We start from the raw sequence: 18,614 nt of genomic DNA, 5'->3' as shown, positions 1-18,614 counted from the left end.
GCCTTGTGCCTCAGCTCGGCAGCGCCGGCATTAGCTTTGGATCCGGCTTTTCCGCCAGATGCGGCAGGTCCTTGCTGGCGATGAAGGTGTAGAACATAGGCACGACGAACAGCGTGAACATGGTGCCGACCAGGATGCCGGTGAAGATGACCAGGCCCATCGAATAGCGGGCCGCGGCGCCGGCGCCGCTGGAAACGATCAGCGGCACCACGCCCAGCGCCATCGCGGCCGTCGTCATCAGGATCGGCCGCAGGCGCACCTTGGCCGAGGCGATGATGGCGTCACGCCGCCTCATGCCATGCAGTTCGCGCTGCTGGTTGGCGAATTCGACCAGCAGAATGCCGTGCTTGGTGATCAGGCCGATCAGCGTGATCAGGCCGACCTGCGTATAGATGTTGAGCGTGCCGAGGCCCAGATTGAGCGGCACGATCGCGCCGAAGATCGACAATGGCACCGCCATCATGATGATCAGCGGATCGCGGAAGCTTTCAAACTGCGCCGCCAGCACCAGGTAGATGACGATGACGGCCGCGCCGAAAGCGATCAGGATCGTGTTGCCCTGTTCCTTCTCCTGCCGGGATTGGCCGGAATAGTCGATGAAGAAGGTGTCGGGCAGGCTCTCCCTGGCAATGTCCTCGAGGACTTTCAAACCATCGCCGGTGGTAACGCCGGGCAGCGGCAGCGCCGAGATCGTCGATGAATTCAGCTGGTTGAACTGCTCGATTGCCGCTGGCGACGCATTGTTCGAAATCTTCACCACGGCTGATAGCGGCACCATCTCGCCCGTCACACTGCGCACGAAGTACTCGCCGAGCTTTTCGGGGTTGTCGCGGAATTCCTGCGGCACCTGCGGGATGATGTCATAGCTGTTGGAGTCGCGGTCGAACTGCGCCACTTCGGCGCCGCCGACCAGCAGCGTCAGCGTCCGGCCGATGTCGGCGATCGGCAGGTTGAGCGCGGCCGCGCGGTCGCGGTCGATGGTCACCGTCACCTGCGGTGCGTCATAGGCCATCGAATTCTGCACGACGATGAAGCGGCCCGACGCCTGCGCCTTGTTCTTGATCTTCTCGGCTTCCTCGTAGACCTGAGCGGAATCCCCGGTCGAGCGCACCACCATGGATATCGGCAAGCCGCCGCCGGAGCCCGGCAGCGTCGGCGGTGCGAAGACAAACGCCTGGACACCCGCCACCTTGGCAATACGAGCCGTGATGTCGGCCTGCAGCTCCTTCGAATTGCGCTTCCGCTCCGCCCAATCCTTGAAGGCAAAACCGACGAAGGCGCTGTTGGTCGTGCCGCCGAACGCGACGGCCGAGAACTGCGCCCGGGTTTCGGGAATATCCTTGACCAGGCCCAGGATCTGGTTGACGTACGTCTCGGTGTAATCGGAGGTCGCATAGCGCGGCCCCGTCACCAGCGAGAGCAGGAAGCCCTGGTCTTCTTCCGGCGCCAGTTCCGTCGAGGTCTTGGTGAACATGAAGCCGGTCACGCCGACAAGCGCCAGCACGATGAGCAGCGTCAGCGGGCGATAGTTCAAAGAGCCGGTGACGGCGCGCTCATAGACGTGCTCGACGCGCGAGAAGGTGCCGTCGACGATACGCTGGAAACGGCCGGCATTGCCGGGCTTCAGGAGACGCGCCGACATCATCGGCGTGATGGTGATGGCAATGACGCCAGACAGCACCACCGATCCGGCGAGCGTCACCGCGAATTCGCGGAACAGGGCGCCGGTCAGGCCGCCGGTGAAGGCCAGCGGCGCGAACACGGCGGCCAGCGTCATCGTCATGGCGACGATGGCCGACGCGATCTCACGCATGCCGCTGAAGGCCGCCTGCATGGGCGGCATGTGGTCTTCTTCCATGTGGCGATGGATGTTTTCCACCACCACGATGGCGTCGTCGACGACAAGGCCGATCGCCAGCACCATGGCCAGCAGCGACAGAAGGTTGATCGAATAGCCCACCGCGAACAAAAGGAAGCAGACGCCGATCAACGACAGCGGAATGGTGATGATCGGCATCATCACCGAGCGGAACGAACCGAGGAACAGGAGGATGACGACGACGACGATGGCGACCGCCTCGCCGATGGTCTTGAACACTTCTTCGATCGAGGCGCTGATCTGTCCGGTCGCGTCGTAGACGACCTCGATCGTCATGCCTTTGGGCAGCGTCTCCTGGATCTGCGGGACGAGCTTGGTGAGCGCTGCCGCGGTGGTCAGCGGATTGGCTGCCGGGGTCGGGAAGATGGCGAGGAAGGTCCCGGGCTTGCCGTTGAAGGAGACCCTGGTGTCGGTGTTCTCGGCGCCGAGTTCGACACGGGCCACGTCGCGCAGGCGCACGACATTGCCGTCGGTCGAGCGCAATGGCAACTCGGCGAAGGCCTGCGGTGTCTGCAGCGTCGAGCGCACGGTGATCGACGAGACGACATATTCGTTCTGGGTGTTGCCGGGCGCCGACAGGAAGTTGGAATTGTTGATCGCCGTCAGCACTTCTGCCGCCGTCACGCCGCGCGCTGCAAGCCTGACCGGGTCGATCCAGACGCGCATCGAATATTCCTGGGCGCCGAAGATCTGCACGTCGGCGACGCCTTCGACCGTCGACATGCGGGGCCTGATGACGCGCTCGATATACTCCGTCAGCTGCTCCTTGGTCATGTTCGGATTCTGCATCGAGATGTACATCATCGCGAACTGCTGACCCGTACCCTTGACGATGACCGGGTCCTTGGAGGCGTCCGGCAAGGTGCCGCGCACGCCCTGGACCTTGGACAGCACTTCGGTCAGCGCCACGTCGGGATTGGAACCGAGCTTCATCTGCACCGTCACGGTGCTGGAGGACGGCCGGCTGGACGAGGTGACGTAGTCGATGTTCTCGGTCGAGGCGACGGCGCGCGCGATCGGGGCTGAAATGAAGCCCTGGATCAGGTCGGCGCTGGCGCCCGGATAGGCCGTCGTGATGGTGATCGCGGTTTCGTCGACCTTCGGATACTGCCGGATAGACAGGTTGAAGATGCCCTGGAAACCGAGCAGCAGGATCATGCAGGCAAGGACGGTCGAAAGGACCGGCCGGCGGATGAAGAGATCGGAAAAGCTCATTGCTGGTCGGCCTGCTTGTTTGCCGATTTGGTCGGGTCGATGGTGTTGTCGACGTTGACGGTCATGCCGTTGAAGAGGCGGTTCTGACCCGCGGTGACGACCTCGTCGCCGGCCTTGAGCCCTTCGACGATCTCGACCATGCCTTGATTGCGGCGGCCGGGCTTGACGAAGACCTGCGACAGCACCAGCGTGGGCTTCTCACCTTCGGCCGCCGGCTTGGCCGGATCGGCCGCTGCTGGCTTGGCGGCATCGGAAGCGGCCTTGTCCGCGGGCTTGGCGTCCGCCGGCTTGTCGGTGGCCGCAGCGGCTGGCTTTTCGCCCGGCTTGGCCGGCTGCGCCGGGGACGCCCCGGCGGGTTTCGCCGGTTGCACCACGAATATGTAGTCGCCATAGAGGCTGGTGGTCAGCGCCGTCTGCGGCAGGGAGAGCACGTTCTGCTCCGCGGGCAGTTCGACGCGCACCTGTACGAACTGGCCTGGGGTCAACTTCCCTTCGGGATTGGCGACTTCCGCCCGGATGTTCACCAGCCGGCTGGAGGGGTCGATCTTGGGGTCGATGCCCCGAATGGCGCCGGCAAATGGCTTGTCGTCGCCACCAAGGCCGAGCCGAACGGTCTGGCCGATCTTGAGCAGCGGGAGTTGCTGTTCGGGCACTGAAAAGTCGACCCGCATCGTGTCGAGATCCTGGAGCGTCACCACCGAGGTGCCAGGTGACAGGTACTGGCCGAGATCGATCTTCGGGATGCCGACGGTGCCGTTGAAAGGCGCGGTAAGCTGCTTCTGGTCGAGCACGGCCTGCAGCCTGGTGACCTGGGATGCCGAAGCGGACGCCGCCGCACGCGCGGTGTCCAGCGTCGAGTCGGAGCCGACACCACGCTTTGTCAGTTCGATGGCGCGGGTCAGCGTGGTCTGATCGAGCGCCGCCTGCGCCTTCTGCGCATCAAGATCGGCGCGCTCGACGGCGTCGTCGAGTTGCAGCAGCACCGCATTGGCCGCCACCTTCTGGTTGGCATGGAAAGGGATTTGCTTGACGATGCCGGCGGTCTCGACCGTCAGGTCGACACCGCGCACGGCCCGCACCGTACCGATCGCCTCGACGCCCGGCGTCCAGCTCGACGGCTTGACGATGGTCGTCGACACGGTCGCCGCCGGCGGCTTCATGGTGGCGAAATACTGCTTGATGCCGTTGTCGCGCAGGAAATTGAAGCCGACGATGCCGCCGACCACAATGACGAGCACGGCAAGAACCACAATAATGATAAAGACACGGAGTATGCGCTTGAACAAGGAAGTCCCCTCAGTCGAAAATCCGGCGCGAAGCACGGACTCGGGACACATACGGACTGTGGGTCCCGATTTCAAATGGTGGCGGTCTTACTGTACCGTCTGGACGGTCTTGTCAATTGGGCCTAAGCTTGCGATGGGAGGCACCATGAGAGCCCAAAGACCGAACTCGCGCGAGAAGATTCTCGCCGCGGCGGCTGATGTTGCCCGGGAATCCGGGCCCGGTAGCCTGTCGCTCGATGCCGTCGCCAGCCGCGCCGGCGTGTCGAAGGGTGGGCTGCTCTACAATTTTCCGACCAAGGCCAAATTGATGCAGGGCCTCGTCGAAGACTATCTGCGCGATTTCGAGCAAGCGCTGGAAACCGCGAACAGCAACGACAACGGCAAAAATCCCCTCGCCGTCTATATCAGACTGTCAGCCGAGGATTGCGAGGAAAAGCAGCCGTCGGCATCCTGGATTTTTTCGGCGATCGCCGAGGATCCCGATTTCATGACGCCGATAAAGACATTCAAGCGGCAGCTTTTCGAGCGCCTGAAGGGCGAGGCGCCGGACCTCAGATCGCTGCTGGTCTGCTATCTCGCCATCGAAGGACTGCGCAGCATGAACCTGTTCGATTCCGACGTGCTGTCGAAGGACGAGCGCCAACTCTTGGTATCGTCACTTCTCGAGATCGCCAAATAGGCCTGCCTGCGCGGGTGCAGGACGACGCTGTGATCTCAAATCGCCGGCAAGGCCTTGCCTGTCGAGGGGTCGAACAAGCGAAGCGCGGCCTCGTCGAAGGTGAGGTTGCGCTTTTCGCCCTTGGCGAGCTGGGCTCGCGGCGGCAAGCAAGCCGTCAGCCGCTGCGCGCCGATCCGGGCCGTGGTGACCAGTTCAGGGCCAGTCAGTTCGACCACCTCGATCTCCACCGGCAATGACAGGTCCGTGGCGGCTCCGGTCGCCACACGAAGCGCTTCCGGCCTGATGCCGACGACCATTTGTGCGCGCTCACGAGCCGCATTCGCATAGCGCGCGGGCAAAGGGATCCGTACATCGGACCCGGCAATGGCCAGCCTGCCGCCGGCAATGGTGGCCTGAAGCGTATTCATCGACGGCGCGCCGACGAAGCCGGCGACATAGAGTGTTGCCGGGTCGTTGTAGATTTCTTCCGGGGTGCCGAGCTGCTCGATCCTGCCGTCGCGCATGACAGCGATGCGGCTGGCCAGCGTCATCGCCTCGATCTGGTCGTGGGTGACATAGACGACGGTGGTCTGCAGCATCTGGTGCAGGCGCTTCAACTCGGTGCGCATTTCCAGGCGTAGCTTGGCGTCGAGGTTGGACAACGGCTCGTCGAAGAGGAAGACCTGCGGCTTGCGTACCAGCGCTCGGCCGATGGCGACGCGCTGGCGTTGGCCGCCGGACAGCTGGCTCGGCTTGCGGTCGAGCAGAGGTTCGATCTGCAGCAGCCTTGCCGCTTCGTTCACCGCCCTGTCACGCTCGTCGGCCGCGACGCCGCGCATCTCCAGTCCGAAGCCGATGTTGCGGCGCACGGTCAGGTTCGGATAGAGCGCATAGGACTGGAAAACCATGGCTATGTCGCGGTTCTTGGGGTGTACGCCGAGTATCGAGCGGCCGCCGATCAGCACGTCGCCGCTCGTGGCTTCGGCCAGTCCCGCGATGATGTTGAGAAGCGTCGATTTTCCGCAGCCGGATGAGCCGAGCAGCACCAGGAATTCACCGCTCTGCAGCGCGATGTCGATGCCTTTCAGCGTTTCGACACTGCCATAGCTCTTGCGGACGCCGCGGATTTCAAGCGCGCTCATGCATGGGACCCTCGAACTGCATCGGCCCGCCATAGTTGCGGGGCAAGGTGGAAATGGCGCGCGAGGCGACATGCGTCGCGGCGCGGAGGCAGGCGGACAGCGGCTGTTCCTGTGCCAATGCGGCCAGGAAGGCGGCATTGAAGACGTCGCCGGCCCCGATCGTGTCGACGACACGGACATCGGGCGCGACGGCTTCGACAAGCGTATTATCCGGGCCGATGGCGATGGCGCCACGCGGCCCGCGCTTGACCACAAACGTCGCACCTTGCCTCATGCTGGATCGGATTTCACGCGCCGCTTCCTCAGGACCTGGCAATCCCGCCAGGGTCACCGTCTCGACTTCGTTGAACAACGCCAGCGCGCAGCGCGAGAGCCACGCCCTTGTCGCGGCGCAATTGGCCTCGGTCCAGCCATCGATCGGCCAGCCAGTGTCGAGCGCCACTGATATGCCGTGGCTGTCGGTCCAGTCGAAGAAAGCTTCATAGTCGCGCGTGAGGTCCTCGGTCAGGAAGGAGCCGGAGAGCAATGCATAGCCACCGGAAAGCGCGCCGCCGTCGAGAACGGACAAGACATCGCCGAGGCTGAAGCGGGGCAGGTGGCCGCGCGTGGTCAAGAAAGTTCGTTCGCCATCCGGATGGGTCATGCCGACCGACAAGGTCGTACCTTCGGGACGGACCGCCCATTTCTCGGCGCGAAATCCAAACGCTTCGCGAAGCCAGCGGCCGAACTGGTCGTCACCGACATTGGCGGCAATCGCGAAATCGATGCCCAGCGCTTGCCAGGCAAGCCCGGTGTTGCCGGCCTGGCCGCCGACCCGCAATTCGTCATGGTCGACGACGGTCTCGGTTCCCGCCTTCGGCCATGGCGCGATCGGGCCGACAATCAGGTCGACATTGACGTTACCGATTACCGCCAGCGGACGCATCACTCGCTCCTGGTGATCTTGGTGGTGCGCACGGGCGTGCCGGCATTGTCGACGCGGCTGTCGGCGAAGGCGATCATCAGGCGCTGCGCCACCGGCAGCATGGCGAAGACAGCGGCCATCCCCGATGCTGATCTGAACGAGAGCGTGACGGCGCCGACGACAGGCGGTTGCCCGGACGCGTCGAAGATGACCAGCGGCGCGCCGGCCTCTACCACCGAAAGGGCCATGGCGGTGACAAGGTCCGACGTCGGGTCGTCACCACGAAACAGGACGACGCCGATCTGGGGGCCGAGCATCTCCATCGGCCCGTGCCGCAACTGGCCGCCTTCCAGCGAAAAGCAGGGGAGCCGCGACAGTTCGGTCAGCCCAAGCGCCAGGGCTTCGGCCACGCCTTGCAGGCGGCGACCGGAGGTGACGATCGTGTCCACCTTGCCAAGCGCGACAAGTGCGGGGGCGATGACGCAATCCTGCGGAGCCTCGAGCACAGCAAGCGCGGCGGCCGGATCCTCACCCAGAGCAGCCAGGATGGCCAGATGCAGGGCCAGGGTCACGGTCAGGCTGCGGGTCGCGGCGAAAGCCAGCTCAGTGCCACCAGCGCCGACCAGGCAAGGCGCAGTGCGGGCGAGAAATGAACCGCCTTCGAGCGTCAGGCCGAAAATATCCGAGCTGCCGCCGGTCTGCGAAAACCATCTGACGACCTCGGCGCTCTCGCCGGATTGCGAGGTCACGATCACGGTGCGGTCTTCGAGCGGCAGCGGCTGGCCGAGTTGTTCGGACAGCGGCAGCGCCAGCGCATCGATGCCCAGCGTGCGATAGAGCGGCTCAACGGCACGCCCCACCGCATGCGAGCCGCCCATGCCAAGCAGGAGCAGGCGTCCGGTCTTCCTGATCGAGCCGGCGACCTTTAGCGCCATGGCGGTGTTTTGTTCGAATGAAGCGCGCGCATCCGCATGCTGGCGCTGCATTTCGCGATCGATGGCGACCAGTCCGGCCGGCCGAATTCCTGTTGCAGTCATGGTCATCCTTTCACACCGCCGCTGGTCAGGCCCGAGATCAGCGCCCGCTGCATGACAAGGCCGATCAGCACCGGCGGTAGCGCGGCCAGCACCCCGGCCGTGGCGATCAATCCGTAGTCGGAAACACGGCCGCCGGCCAAATCGGCGATGGCGACGGTCAAGGTCTTGGCGCGCTGGTCCGAGGTGAACAGCAGCGCATAGAAAAATTCGTCCCAGGCCAGCAGCACGGCGAACAGCGCCGATGTCGCCATCACCGGTGCCGCCAGCGGCAACGTGATGATGCGCAGTGTCTGGAACAGGCCGGCGCCGTCGATCATCGCCGCCGCCTCGATCTCACGCGGGATGGAATCGAAACCAGATTTCATCAGCCAGGTGGTGAAGGGCGCCAGGATAGTGAGATACACCAGCGCCAGGCCGAAGACATTGTTGAGCAGGCCGAGATGCGACAGGCCCATATAGAGCGGCACGGCCAGCGCCACCGGCGGCAGCATGTAGGTGGCGATGACCATCGACAGCGACCAGCCGATCGCGGGCGTGCGCGACACCGCCCAGCCGGCGGGAATGGCCAAGGCGAGTGCCGCCAGCGTCGCCATGCCGGCGATCTCGAGACTGTTGCGCAGCGAAGAGGTGAAGGCGGCGCCGGCGCTGTTTTCAGCCGTCGACAGCAATAGCTGGTAGCGGGAGAAATCGGCTGCCTGCGGCCACCAGCGCAGCGGCTTGGCGGCAAGATCGGCGGCCGGCGAAATGCTCATGATGAACAGCCAGGCGATGGGCGCAAGGATGATCGCGGCGAGCAGCAGCGCGCAGGCATAGATGAAGATGGTGAAAGTGGGGCTCTTGCGTTCCATCAGGCGGCACTCCCTGCGGTCTTCCTCACCAGGGCCGCATAGGCGACGGCGAGCAGCGTGATGAGCAAGGTGACGATCAGCGCCAGCGACGCGCCCGAGCCGGCACGCTGGAAGGAGAACGCTTCCTGGTAGACGAGGATCGACAGTGTTCGCGTGGTGTTTGCCGGCCCGCCACGGGTCATCACCCAGATGATGTCGAAGACCTTGAAAGCCTCGATGGTGCGCAGCACCAGCGCCACCATCAGCGGGCCTGCGAGATAGGGCAGGATGACGAAACGGAAGCGATTGAACGGTCCCGCGCCGTCGACGAGCGAGGCCGCGGTGATGTCGCGTGGTACCGCCTGCAGGGCGGCGAGCGCGATCAGCGCCACCAGCGGAAAGTTCTTCCAGCAATCGGCGACGATGAGGGCAGCCAGCGCCGTGCCCGGCTCGCCGAGCCAGGACCGATAGGCGTCGATAAGATGCAGTTGCGTCAGCGCGGCGTTGAGCGCGCCATATTCGGGATTGTAGATCAGCCGCCACAGCGTGGCGTTGACCACGGTCGGCAGCGCCCACGGCAGGATCATGAGGGCGCGCAGGATGGCACGGCCGCGAAATTCCTGGTTGAGCAGAAGGGCGGCCAGGACGCCGATCACCATTTCGGCGGCGACCGAAATGACCGCGAACAATGTCGTGGTGATCAGCGTACGCGAGAAATTCGAGCTCGACAGCATGTTGGTGTAATTGTCGACGCCGACGAAATTGCCGGCCGTGCCGACCAGCTTGGCATCGGTAAAGGAGAGCCCGACCGTATCGACCAGCGGCCAGCCGATGACGGCGACCATGACCACGAGCAGCGGCAGCATCAGCAGCCAGGCGCGGGTTGTCATCCAGGTGCTCGACATCGGAGCAGCCTCTTTCAATTCAACACGATTTCAGAAATAGCACGGGCGGCACAAGGCCGCCCGCAATGGGTGGAAATCAGAGGCCGCTGTTCTGCGCGGCGGTTTTCAGGGCATCTTCCGGCGAGGCCGTGCCGAGCAGCGATTCCTGGATTGCCTGCTGCAGGGCGGTCGACAACTCCTGGTACTTCGGGGTGGTCGGGCGCGGATACATGGCGGCCAGGCCAAGCTTGGCGGCGGCGATCAGTTCCTCCTGGCCCTTGGTGACGGCCGGGTCGTCATAGGACGAGGCCCAAATCGGCAGCGAGAGTTTGGCGTACTGGTTCTGCGTTGCCTGCGAGGTCATGAAGGTGATGTACTTCCAGGCCTCGTCCTGATGCTTGGAGACCGCGGTGACGCCGAGACCCATCGAGCCGTTGACGGCCGACACTTCGCTGGTGCCGGCAACGCCCGGCGCCGGCACGACGCCGACCTTGCCGGCTACCTTCGAGTCCTTCGGGTCGTTGGCCATGTTATACATGTAGGTCCAGTTCAGCGCGAAGGCGGCATCGCCGTTTTCGAAGACCTTGCGAACGTCCTCTTCCAGGAATTCCTTGGAATTGGGATTGGTGAGACCCGACTTGTAGCTGTCTACCATGTATTTCAGAGCCAGCAGGCCGCCGCCATTCTGGAAGTCCGGCTTGCCGTCCTTGAGGAAGTCGCCGCCATAGGCGCTGACCAGCGTGGTGTAGTCGCAGATCGCGGCTTCGGCCTGCGACCAGCTCCAGGCGATCGGTGTCTTCAGCAGACCCTTGTCCTGGATGATCTTGGCCTGTGCGCCGAGCTCTTCCCAGGTCTTCGGCGGGGCCTTGATGCCGGCCTTTTCCAGGATGCCCTTGTTGTAGAACAGGTATTTGGTGTCAAGGATCCACGGCATGCCGTAATACTTGCCGTCATACTGGACGGTGGTCCAGGCGCCGGGCAGCACGCCCTTCTTCATGTCGTCTGTGATCTTCGACGACACATCGACCAGCACCTTGTTGGTGGCGTATTCGGCCGGCCAGATGACGTCGAACAGCACGACGTCATAGCCGCCGCCCGACCCTTGGGCGAGCACGGTCTTGTCATGCAGGCCTTCATAGGGAACGAATTCGAGATTGATCTTGACGTCGGGATTGGCCTTGGTGAAGGCATCCGTCATGGCGCGCACGTCGGCCTCGCTGTAGGCGGCCTGCGCCATGAAGAGCGCATTGAGCGTCGTCTCGGCGAAGGCATGGGGGACGAGCAGTCCTCCGGCAAAAACCGCGCCGACCAGTGTCTTGGTGATCGTCCTAAGCATTTTCTTCTCCCATTGCAGCGTTGACGGGCCGGCGCTGCCAGGCATTCGGCATCGTCTTCCCGGATCCGTTTCGCGTGACCTGATGGTTACCCGGCTGACCAGTGGCGACAGGCGGAGGCCTTGGCCATCTTGTTTTTGGGCGCTCGGTTTGCATTAAGTCAATTCGCTTGACTTAATTAGTGATCAATATCCTAATGGAGTCAAGAGGGGAAACGCCGATGGACGACATCAGCCAGATCCGCGCCAAGAGCGGCACCAACCAGGAGGGCACAAGCGCGCATAATCGCCGCGTCATGATCGAGGCACTGCGCCTCAATGGCGCGCTGTCGCGGGCCGACCTCGCGCGAGCGACGCAGCTCACCAAGCAGGCGGTCTCCAACATCATCGAGGACCTGGAAAGCGATGGCCTGGTCGTCGCGCTCAAGGCGGTGCGCAAGGGCCGGGGCCAGCCGTCGACCCCCTACAGGCTGGTTCCTGAAGGCGCTTTCGCCATCGGCCTGCAGATCGACCGTCATCTGACGCGGGCGGTCGCGGTCGACCTGATGGGCAGCGTGCTGACGCGCGCCGAGGCGAACCTGCCTTTCGATGAGCCGTCAAGGGGCGTCGAGGTGATCCTGGACCTGATCGATGGCGTCCGGCGCGAGCTGTCCGGCATCTCCTCGCAGTCGGAAAAACGCCTCGTCGGTCTTGGCGTCGCCATGCCCGGCCCGTTCGGCCTGAAGAATTCGGACGACAAATGGATGATGCCGGCCTGGCAGAAGTTTCCGCTGCTGGACACGCTGGCCAAAGGCACTGGACTGAATGTCGGCCTGCAGAACGATGCCGCGGCCTGCGCGACGGCCGAGCGCATCGTGGGTGCCGCGCATGGCGTCGATCACGCGGTGTGTCTCTATGTCGGCTATGGCATCGGCGCCGGACTGATCCTGAACGGCGAACTGTACAGCGGCGGCCATGGCAATGCAGGCGAAATCGGCATGGCCTTGCTGTCGCCGGCCGGTCCGGGCTCGACGCCGCTGGAACATCGCGCGTCGCTCGCCTCGCTCTACCAGCATCTTGATCTCGATCCTGCCGACGAGGATCTCTACGGAAAGATCGACGCGCTGGTCGCGGCGGATGATCTGAAGATCATGCGCTGGATCGAGGGCGCGGCGCATGACCTGCGCTGGAGCGTGCATCTCATCGAAACCATCTTCGATCCGCAGACAGTCATCCTGACCAGCGGCGCGCCGGAAGCGCTGGCGCGCCGGCTTGTCGAGGCCATGCATCCGCTGCTTTCGTCAATCGCCGACCGGCCGGGCCGGACCTTGCCGCGCCTGCAGCTCGGCACAACCGATCCCTGGTCGATCGCGCTGGGAGCCGCCGCAGCGCCGATCAGCCGAGCCTTCGATCCGCTGTTCTCGGCGATCCTAAAGACACGCTCCGGTCCCGCCTGAAGGAGACCGCGCGAAAGGCCAGGCCTCTCCGGCGTCACACAGGGTTCATCGTCCGGCCATAGCGTCTTTTCCAGTTCTTTGCTGCAATGCAATAGGAGTGGGACATGGTGGACATAGTTTCCAGTGAGGCGGGCATTCCAAGGCCGGATCATCCGCTGGATAGTTCGGGCGGCGCGAAGTGGTTCCTGCCGGTCTTCGGTGTGCTGGTGCTGGTCGGCGTGGTCTATGTCGGCTACGCGCTGAGCCAGGATCTGGCGGTGGCCAGGACGGTGCCGTGGATCCTGCTCGGCATCGCCTTGCTGATCGCGCTCGGCTTCGAATTCGTCAACGGTTTCCATGACACCGCCAATGCGGTGGCGACCGTCATCTACACGCGCTCGCTGCCGGCGGAATTCGCCGTCATGTGGTCGGGCGCCTTCAATTTCCTCGGCGTTCTCACCTCCAGCGGCGCGGTCGCCTTCGGCATCCTGTCGCTGCTGCCGGTCGAGCTGATCCTGCAGGTAGGCTCCTCCTCCGGCTTTGCCATGGTGTTCGCACTGCTGGTGGCCGCGATCCTGTGGAACCTCGGCACCTGGTTCCTCGGCCTGCCGGCGTCGAGCTCGCACACCATGGTCGGCTCGATCATCGGCGTCGGCCTCGCCAACCAATTCATGGCACCTGCCGGCAGCGCCACCAGCGGCGTCGACTGGTCGCAGGCCACCAATGTCGGCGTGACGTTGCTGGTGTCGCCGATCATCGGCTTCTTCGCCGCCGCCATCCTGCTCTACGCGATGAAGCTTCTCGTCCGCAATCCGGCGCTCTACGAGGCGCCGAAAGGCAATGCCCCGCCGCCCTGGTGGATCCGCGCGCTGCTGATCTTCACCTGCACCGGCGTCAGCTTCGCGCATGGCTCCAATGACGGACAAAAGGGCATGGGCCTGATCATGCTGATCCTGATCGGCGTGGTGCCGACGGCCTATGCGCTCAACCGCACGCCCGACATCAACTATCTCGAAGCCTACAAGTCGGCTTCGGTCAGCGTGGAGACCGCGCTAGGCAAATATGTGAAGCCCGGTGTCACCGTCGCCGATGCGAAGGATGCCAAGGCTGCCGTGCAGGATGCCGTGCGCACCCGGAGCTGGAGCGACAAGACGACCGTCGCTCTGCAGAGCTACATCCACAACACGACGGCCGAGTTGCAGCCTTACGCTTCGGTCGACAACGTGCCGACAGATCTGGTCAGCAACGCCCGCAACGACATCTATCTGATCGGCGAGGCGCTTAAGCTGATCGACAAGAAGAAGTTGCTGCCGATGGAGGCCGCCGATCTCAAGGCGGTCACCGACTATCACAAGGCCGTCGACAATGCGACGAAGTTCATCCCGATATGGGTGAAGGTTGCGGTGGCCCTGGCGCTTGGCCTGGGCACCATGGTCGGCTGGAAACGCATCGTCGTCACGGTCGGCGAGAAGATCGGCAAAAGCCACCTGACCTATGGCCAGGGCGCTGCCGCCGAACTCGTGGCGATGGTCACTATCGGCATGGCCGACCGCCTGGGTCTGCCGGTGTCGACGACCCATGTGCTGTCGTCCGGCGTCGCCGGAACCATGGCTGCCAACGGCTCGGGTCTGCAATGGTCGACGGTTCGCAACCTGCTGCTCGCCTGGGTGCTGACCCTGCCCTGCTCGATCACGCTCGCCTTTGTGCTGTTCATCGTCTTCCGCCAGGTGTTCTGAGCGGGCGAAGCGACGACACTAACGACGGCGCCACATTGGCGCCGTCTCGTTTTCCGGCGACAGGTTCGCGACGATTTCGGGCGGCAGTCATGAACGACGCATCGCATCTGGCCCTGCTTGCCGTCGACGACCAGCATCCGGCGCCTGGCCTGGTCTGGGCCTGTCACGGCTTGCCAGGCAAACCGCCGGTGGCGCTTGCTCCGCGCGACATCGCCACAGCACTGGCGATGCCGGAAGGCTGGGTGTGGCTGCATGTCGATCTCGTCGACCAGCGCGCCCATTCCTGGGTCAGCCGTACCTGCGACTTGCCGGCCCGCCCGAAACTCAGGTCGGATCTTCGCGATGCAGGTCGTGGATGGTGACGCCGTCGGCATTGGTCGGCAGCATCAGCCATTTCTTGTGACGCAGCGTGCGCTCGGTGTCCTCGAGGCCCATCTCCCAATGCTCGCGCATCGAGGTGCCCGAAAACTCATAGTCCTTGGCGTGGCCCTCATAGCCTTTGTGCTGGTAGATCAGGTGGACGATGTTGACCACGCCGGCGTTGGAATAGTCGGCGATCAACTCCTGCTCGCCTTCCCTAAGCTGCTCCGGCGGCACGCGCTTCAGCGCATCGAGCAGCTTCATCTTCAGCGCATGGATGCGCTCGAAGTTATCGGTGTTCTGCCGCGTACGGCTCGAATACATGATGTCCTTGTGGCGCGACAGCACGTCGGCCATGCCGCGCGGCAGCACGCCGCGGGCGCTGAACAGATCGACCTGGAAGACCAGCGAGGAACGGTCCTCTTCCTGGTCGAGCAGATATTGCAGCGGCGTGTTGGAGACGATGCCGCCATCCCAGTAATACTCGCCCTCGATGCGGATCGAGGGGAAGGCCGGCGGCAGCGCGCCGCTCGCCATGATGTGCTCCGGCTCGATACGCACGTTCTCGGTGTCGAAATAGACGAAGTTACCGGTCCTGACATTGACCGCGCCGACGCTCAGCCGCTTCTTGCCGTCGTTCAGCACGTCGAAATCGATCAGGCTCTCCAGCGTGTCCTTCAACTCGGCGGTGTCGTAGAAGCTGGTGGCGCCTTCCGCTCCCGACAGCTGGAACCAGGGATTGGGATTGCGCGGCTTGAAGAAGCCGGGCTGGCCCATCGTCATCGTCATCAACGACGAGGTCTGGTTGCGGATGTCGCGGTAGATGTCACCTTCGGGCGTGTAGGACCAGATCTTGCGGCCGGAAATCGTCTGCCAGAACTGTTCCAGCCGTTGCAGCCGGCGGCTCGGTTCATTGCCGGCGATGATCGCGGCGTTGATGGCGCCGATTGAGACGCCTGATAGCCAGCTCGGCTCGCAGCCTGCGTCGGCCAGCGCCTGGTAGACCCCTGCCTGATAGGCGCCGAGCGCGCCGCCGCCCTGAAAGACCAGCGCGATACGGTCATACTGCGCCGTGATTTCCTCGATGGTGGCGGCGGCTGCCTTGTTGCGGTTACGCTCAAGCACCGACTTTCTCCAGCTCGGTTGCGCTGGCAGCGGATCGGCTGTGGTCAGGGAGGTAATCGTGCACGACTTCGCCCAGGCCGAGCGTCAGATCGGCCTTGAAGTGAACCGCCGACACGATGTCAAGCACAGGCAGCTTCGCCACGTCGGCCATGACATGAGGCCGCAGATCGAGCGCGGCCGGCGCCGTCCAGGCTTCCTTGAGCGTGATATCAGTGAGGTAGTAGCGGACCAGCTCGCAAATGCGCGGCGTGCCGTCGACATGCGGGATAATCTTGATCAGGAAATTGGGGGCGGCGAGCGAAGCGAGCACCTGGTCATGATCAGCCTCACTGTGCTTGTAACCCATCGTGCCGGTGGCGCAGAGCACGCTACCATAGTGCAGCGTGCCGACGATCACCTCGCCTTCATGAACGATCTTGGGATTGGCAAGCTTTTTCGGGAAACCCCACAGTTCACGCCCGCCGGCGATCGGCGCGTCGTCGTCGAGATACATCGAATGGACATAGCCGCCATGTTGGCCCTTGTAGCGTACCGGGATGACCTGGCCGGTCTCGGTGTAGTCGCCGAAGCCGGTCGAATCCGGCATGCGGATGAACTCGTACTTGACCAGCGGCTCGTCGATCTCCAGCGGCGCCGGCACGACGGCTTCGAGCGCCTCGCGTGTCGTGCGGTAGGTGATGATGATGTATTCGCGGTCGAAGAAACGATAAGGACCCGGCGGGAAGGAGGGATTGGTGAGCGGCATCGCATAGGCGCGCTTCACGACATCGGCGATTTCCATCCAGGTGCCCCCAACGGTTCGAAAATGACCCCGCGCGAATGCGCTGGCAAATATGTTGCACGGCACCATGACAATGCCGTGTCACCTCGAAGGCGCCTTCTCACGGAGCTGGCAAAGGCCGTCGCGGGGCTGTAATCGAGCCGACATATGGCCGTGGCATTGTCGTGTTGCGTCGCACAAACTATTCTCATCAGTTCCTCCCACCTCTTGCGAGATCTCCCATGGGTTCCCTGTCTTCGAAGAATGCGCTTGTCACCGGCTCGACCAGCGGCATCGGCTTGGCAATCGCCCGCGCCTTTGCCGCCGAGGGCGCCAACGTCACCATCAATGGCCTGGGCGACGCCGCCGCCATCGAGCAGGAGCGCGCCGGCATCGAGAAGGATTTCGGCGTCAAGTGCCGCTACTCCGATGCCAATATGATGGACGGCGCCGCCGTCACCGCCATGGTCCATGACGCCGAAGAGGCATTCGGCAGCCTGGACATCCTGGTCAACAATGCCGGCATCCAGCATGTGGCGCCGATCGAGGTGTTTCCCGACGACAAGTGGGAAGCCATCATCCGCATCAACCTTTTGGCCGCCTTCTACGCCATCAAGGCGGTGGTGCCAGGCATGAAGAGCCGCAAATGGGGCCGCATCATCAACACGGCCTCGGCGCATGCGCTCGTCGCCTCGCCATTCAAGTCGGCCTATGTCTCGGCCAAGCATGGCATATCGGGCCTGACCAAGACGGTGGCGCTGGAAGTCGCGCAGGACGGCATCACCGTCAACGCGATCGCGCCCGGCTATGTCTGGACGCCGCTGGTCGAGAAGCAGATCCCCGACACGATGAAGGCGCGCGGCATGACCGAGGAACAGGTCAAGCACGACGTGCTCTTGGCCGCGCAGCCGACCAAGGAATTCGTCACCGTGGAAGAGCTTGCGGCGCTGACGCTGTTCCTGTGCTCGGATGCAGCCAAGCAGATCACCGGCACGACCTTGCCGATGGACGGCGGCTGGACGGCACAGTAGAGCTGGTCGAGAGATAACGCCTTCAGGCCGACGCCAGGGCGGCGGCAGGAAGCAGTGCGCGGGCCATGAAAATCATCCAGCTCTCCGATCCGCATCTGATGGCGCCGGGTGGTCGTCTCCATGGCTCCGATCCGCTCGACCGGCTGGAGGCCTGCCTGGCGGACATCGGCAGGAACCATGCCGATGCCGATCTGGTGGTGATATCAGGCGACCTGACCAATGATGGCGAGCGCGCCGCCTATGCGGCATTGAGGGAGGCGCTGTCGGGGTTCGTGCCGCCTTGCCGGCTGATGCTCGGCAACCACGACGACCGTGCCCTTTTTGTCGAGATGTTCCCGCAAACGCCAGCCGAGCGCGGGTTCGTCCAGAGCGTTTTCGATGGCAGCGATGGCCGCCTGATCCTGCTCGATACGCTGGACAGCGGACATGTCGAGGGCAGGCTGTGCCCGGCACGGCTGGACTGGCTGGACGAGAAGTTGCAGGAAGCCCGCGACCGGCCGGTCTTCCTCTTCATGCACCATCCGCCGTTCCGGATCCACATGCCGGTGCTTGACGAGGTCAAGCTCGCCGATGCCGATACCTTCCATGACGTTCTCCTGCGCCACGGCAATGTCGGCCACATCTTTGCCGGCCACGTCCACAGGCTGATCGCCGGCAGCTGGCGCGGCATACCGGTCAGCACGCTGCGCAGCACCAACCATCAGAGCGCCCTCGATTTTTCGGACAGCTGGCGGCTGGGCCACGAGCCACCCGCTTATGCCGTGATCTTCATCGATGCCGATGGAGTGGTCGTCCATTTTCACGATTTTCCTGCCGGATAACACCGCCAACAGGAGCAGGACGCCGACCGCTCAACTGTGAGCCCGAGTGGGCCAATGAATTCCGCGATTTGCCGGCTTTCCAGACCTCTTTCCCACCCTGCGGTGGACCCCGGGAAAGTGCCGCAAAAGCACACGGATTTGGACATTAGTCTTGACAGAAATACAGATGTTCAATACCCGTCAGGCAATTGAACAGGCCTG

Annotated in this window: 16 protein-coding genes; 6 read left to right on the top strand and 10 right to left on the bottom strand. The window is 63.7% G+C overall.

The window, feature by feature from the left end:
* Nucleotides 1-10: 10 nt before the first annotated feature.
* Together FJ960_RS07480 and FJ960_RS07475 are read right to left on the bottom strand one after the other, a co-directional pair.
* Entirely contained in the window at nucleotides 11-3,094 is a 3,084-nt protein-coding gene (locus tag FJ960_RS07480) for an efflux RND transporter permease subunit (RefSeq protein ID WP_140712885.1), read from the bottom strand.
* Nucleotides 3,091-4,380 (bottom strand): efflux RND transporter periplasmic adaptor subunit, encoded by a 1,290-nt coding sequence (locus FJ960_RS07475; protein WP_140712883.1) that lies wholly within the window; start codon nucleotides 4,378-4,380, stop codon nucleotides 3,091-3,093. The genes FJ960_RS07480 and FJ960_RS07475 overlap by 4 nt, the downstream gene beginning before the upstream one ends.
* A 145-nt stretch (nucleotides 4,381-4,525) precedes the next feature.
* Here FJ960_RS07475 and FJ960_RS07470 point away from each other — a divergent pair, with 145 nt between their 5' ends.
* Nucleotides 4,526-5,059 carry a TetR/AcrR family transcriptional regulator gene (locus FJ960_RS07470; RefSeq protein WP_140509808.1) on the top strand — a complete coding sequence of 178 codons (534 nt, stop codon included), beginning with the start codon at nucleotides 4,526-4,528 and terminating at the stop codon, nucleotides 5,057-5,059.
* 35 nt (nucleotides 5,060-5,094) lie between these two features.
* On the opposite strand, the gene ugpC is transcribed toward FJ960_RS07470, so the two are convergent.
* The 6 genes from ugpC to FJ960_RS07440 all read right to left on the bottom strand — a co-directional run bounded on the left by ugpC (nucleotide 5,095) and on the right by FJ960_RS07440 (nucleotide 11,168).
* On the bottom strand, nucleotides 5,095-6,180 hold the full coding sequence (gene ugpC, locus FJ960_RS07465; RefSeq protein ID WP_140712881.1) for a sn-glycerol-3-phosphate ABC transporter ATP-binding protein UgpC: 1,086 nt from the start codon (nucleotides 6,178-6,180) through the stop codon (nucleotides 5,095-5,097).
* Nucleotides 6,167-7,105 (bottom strand): PfkB family carbohydrate kinase, encoded by a 939-nt coding sequence (locus tag FJ960_RS07460; protein WP_140503440.1) that lies wholly within the window; start codon nucleotides 7,103-7,105, stop codon nucleotides 6,167-6,169. The genes ugpC and FJ960_RS07460 overlap by 14 nt, the downstream gene beginning before the upstream one ends.
* Nucleotides 7,105-8,127 carry an SIS domain-containing protein gene (locus FJ960_RS07455; RefSeq protein WP_140503438.1) on the bottom strand — a complete coding sequence of 341 codons (1,023 nt, stop codon included), beginning with the start codon at nucleotides 8,125-8,127 and terminating at the stop codon, nucleotides 7,105-7,107. The genes FJ960_RS07460 and FJ960_RS07455 overlap by 1 nt, the downstream gene beginning before the upstream one ends.
* Nucleotides 8,124-8,969 carry a carbohydrate ABC transporter permease gene (locus tag FJ960_RS07450; protein WP_140712879.1) on the bottom strand — a complete coding sequence of 282 codons (846 nt, stop codon included), beginning with the start codon at nucleotides 8,967-8,969 and terminating at the stop codon, nucleotides 8,124-8,126. Before FJ960_RS07450 ends, FJ960_RS07455 begins: the two co-directional genes overlap by 4 nt.
* Nucleotides 8,969-9,853, bottom strand: coding sequence for a sugar ABC transporter permease (locus tag FJ960_RS07445; RefSeq protein WP_140712878.1), 885 nt, complete (start codon nucleotides 9,851-9,853; stop codon nucleotides 8,969-8,971). The genes FJ960_RS07450 and FJ960_RS07445 overlap by 1 nt, the downstream gene beginning before the upstream one ends.
* 76 nt (nucleotides 9,854-9,929) lie before the next feature.
* Nucleotides 9,930-11,168 (bottom strand): extracellular solute-binding protein, encoded by a 1,239-nt coding sequence (locus FJ960_RS07440; protein WP_140503433.1) that lies wholly within the window; start codon nucleotides 11,166-11,168, stop codon nucleotides 9,930-9,932.
* Between the two features lie 218 nt (nucleotides 11,169-11,386).
* Here FJ960_RS07440 and FJ960_RS07435 point away from each other — a divergent pair, with 218 nt between their 5' ends.
* From FJ960_RS07435 to FJ960_RS07425, 3 genes are all read left to right on the top strand, one after another.
* On the top strand, nucleotides 11,387-12,601 hold the full coding sequence (locus FJ960_RS07435) for an ROK family transcriptional regulator (protein WP_140712876.1): 1,215 nt from the start codon (nucleotides 11,387-11,389) through the stop codon (nucleotides 12,599-12,601).
* Nucleotides 12,602-12,705: 104 nt separating this feature from the next.
* Nucleotides 12,706-14,316 carry an inorganic phosphate transporter gene (locus tag FJ960_RS07430; protein ID WP_140712874.1) on the top strand — a complete coding sequence of 537 codons (1,611 nt, stop codon included), beginning with the start codon at nucleotides 12,706-12,708 and terminating at the stop codon, nucleotides 14,314-14,316.
* An 89-nt stretch (nucleotides 14,317-14,405) separates the two neighbouring features.
* On the top strand, nucleotides 14,406-14,678 hold the full coding sequence (locus FJ960_RS07425) for a hypothetical protein (RefSeq protein ID WP_140712872.1): 273 nt from the start codon (nucleotides 14,406-14,408) through the stop codon (nucleotides 14,676-14,678).
* Here FJ960_RS07425 and FJ960_RS07420 read toward each other — a convergent pair.
* Both FJ960_RS07420 and FJ960_RS07415 read right to left on the bottom strand, forming a co-directional pair.
* Nucleotides 14,641-15,801, bottom strand: a complete 1,161-nt coding sequence (locus FJ960_RS07420; protein WP_140712870.1) for a patatin-like phospholipase family protein — start codon at nucleotides 15,799-15,801, stop codon at nucleotides 14,641-14,643. The genes FJ960_RS07425 and FJ960_RS07420 overlap by 38 nt on opposite strands.
* Complete coding sequence (locus tag FJ960_RS07415) at nucleotides 15,794-16,582, bottom strand: acetoacetate decarboxylase (RefSeq protein WP_140503424.1); 789 nt, start codon at nucleotides 16,580-16,582, stop codon at nucleotides 15,794-15,796. The genes FJ960_RS07420 and FJ960_RS07415 overlap by 8 nt, the downstream gene beginning before the upstream one ends.
* Before the next feature lie 221 nt (nucleotides 16,583-16,803).
* Between FJ960_RS07415 and FJ960_RS07410 the strand changes: the two genes are divergently transcribed.
* Nucleotides 16,804-17,592: a 3-hydroxybutyrate dehydrogenase gene (locus FJ960_RS07410; RefSeq protein ID WP_140712868.1), complete on the top strand. Its 789-nt coding sequence runs from the start codon at nucleotides 16,804-16,806 to the stop codon at nucleotides 17,590-17,592.
* A 65-nt stretch (nucleotides 17,593-17,657) separates the two neighbouring features.
* A complete protein-coding gene (locus FJ960_RS07405; RefSeq protein ID WP_140712866.1) occupies nucleotides 17,658-18,413 on the top strand; it encodes a phosphodiesterase in 756 nt (251 codons plus the stop codon).
* The last annotated feature ends 201 nt before the right edge of the window (nucleotides 18,414-18,614 follow it).

The sequence above is a fragment of the Mesorhizobium sp. B2-3-11 genome (genome assembly GCF_006442215.1).
GTDB lineage: Bacteria > Pseudomonadota > Alphaproteobacteria > Rhizobiales > Rhizobiaceae > Mesorhizobium > Mesorhizobium salmacidum.
This window is presented reverse-complemented; position numbering and strand designations above follow the sequence as displayed.

What these genes read in the sequence shown, in the direction of transcription:
- FJ960_RS07480 (WP_140712885.1), bottom strand. Translation starts at nt 3,094, where the DNA reads ATGAGCTTTTCCGATCTCTTCATCCGCCGGCCGGTCCTTTCGACCGTC.
- FJ960_RS07470 (WP_140509808.1), top strand. Translation starts at nt 4,526, where the DNA reads ATGAGAGCCCAAAGACCGAACTCGCGCGAGAAGATTCTCGCCGCGGCG.
- ugpC (WP_140712881.1), bottom strand. Translation starts at nt 6,180, where the DNA reads ATGAGCGCGCTTGAAATCCGCGGCGTCCGCAAGAGCTATGGCAGTGTC.
- FJ960_RS07460 (WP_140503440.1), bottom strand. Translation starts at nt 7,105, where the DNA reads ATGCGTCCGCTGGCGGTAATCGGTAACGTCAATGTCGACCTGATTGTC.
- FJ960_RS07455 (WP_140503438.1), bottom strand. Translation starts at nt 8,127, where the DNA reads ATGACCATGACTGCAACAGGAATTCGGCCGGCCGGACTGGTCGCCATC.
- FJ960_RS07450 (WP_140712879.1), bottom strand. Translation starts at nt 8,969, where the DNA reads ATGGAACGCAAGAGCCCCACTTTCACCATCTTCATCTATGCCTGCGCG.
- FJ960_RS07445 (WP_140712878.1), bottom strand. Translation starts at nt 9,853, where the DNA reads ATGTCGAGCACCTGGATGACAACCCGCGCCTGGCTGCTGATGCTGCCG.
- FJ960_RS07440 (WP_140503433.1), bottom strand. Translation starts at nt 11,168, where the DNA reads ATGCTTAGGACGATCACCAAGACACTGGTCGGCGCGGTTTTTGCCGGA.
- FJ960_RS07435 (WP_140712876.1), top strand. Translation starts at nt 11,387, where the DNA reads ATGGACGACATCAGCCAGATCCGCGCCAAGAGCGGCACCAACCAGGAG.
- FJ960_RS07430 (WP_140712874.1), top strand. Translation starts at nt 12,706, where the DNA reads ATGGTGGACATAGTTTCCAGTGAGGCGGGCATTCCAAGGCCGGATCAT.
- FJ960_RS07425 (WP_140712872.1), top strand. Translation starts at nt 14,406, where the DNA reads ATGAACGACGCATCGCATCTGGCCCTGCTTGCCGTCGACGACCAGCAT.
- FJ960_RS07415 (WP_140503424.1), bottom strand. Translation starts at nt 16,582, where the DNA reads ATGGAAATCGCCGATGTCGTGAAGCGCGCCTATGCGATGCCGCTCACC.
- FJ960_RS07410 (WP_140712868.1), top strand. Translation starts at nt 16,804, where the DNA reads ATGGGTTCCCTGTCTTCGAAGAATGCGCTTGTCACCGGCTCGACCAGC.
- FJ960_RS07405 (WP_140712866.1), top strand. Translation starts at nt 17,658, where the DNA reads ATGAAAATCATCCAGCTCTCCGATCCGCATCTGATGGCGCCGGGTGGT.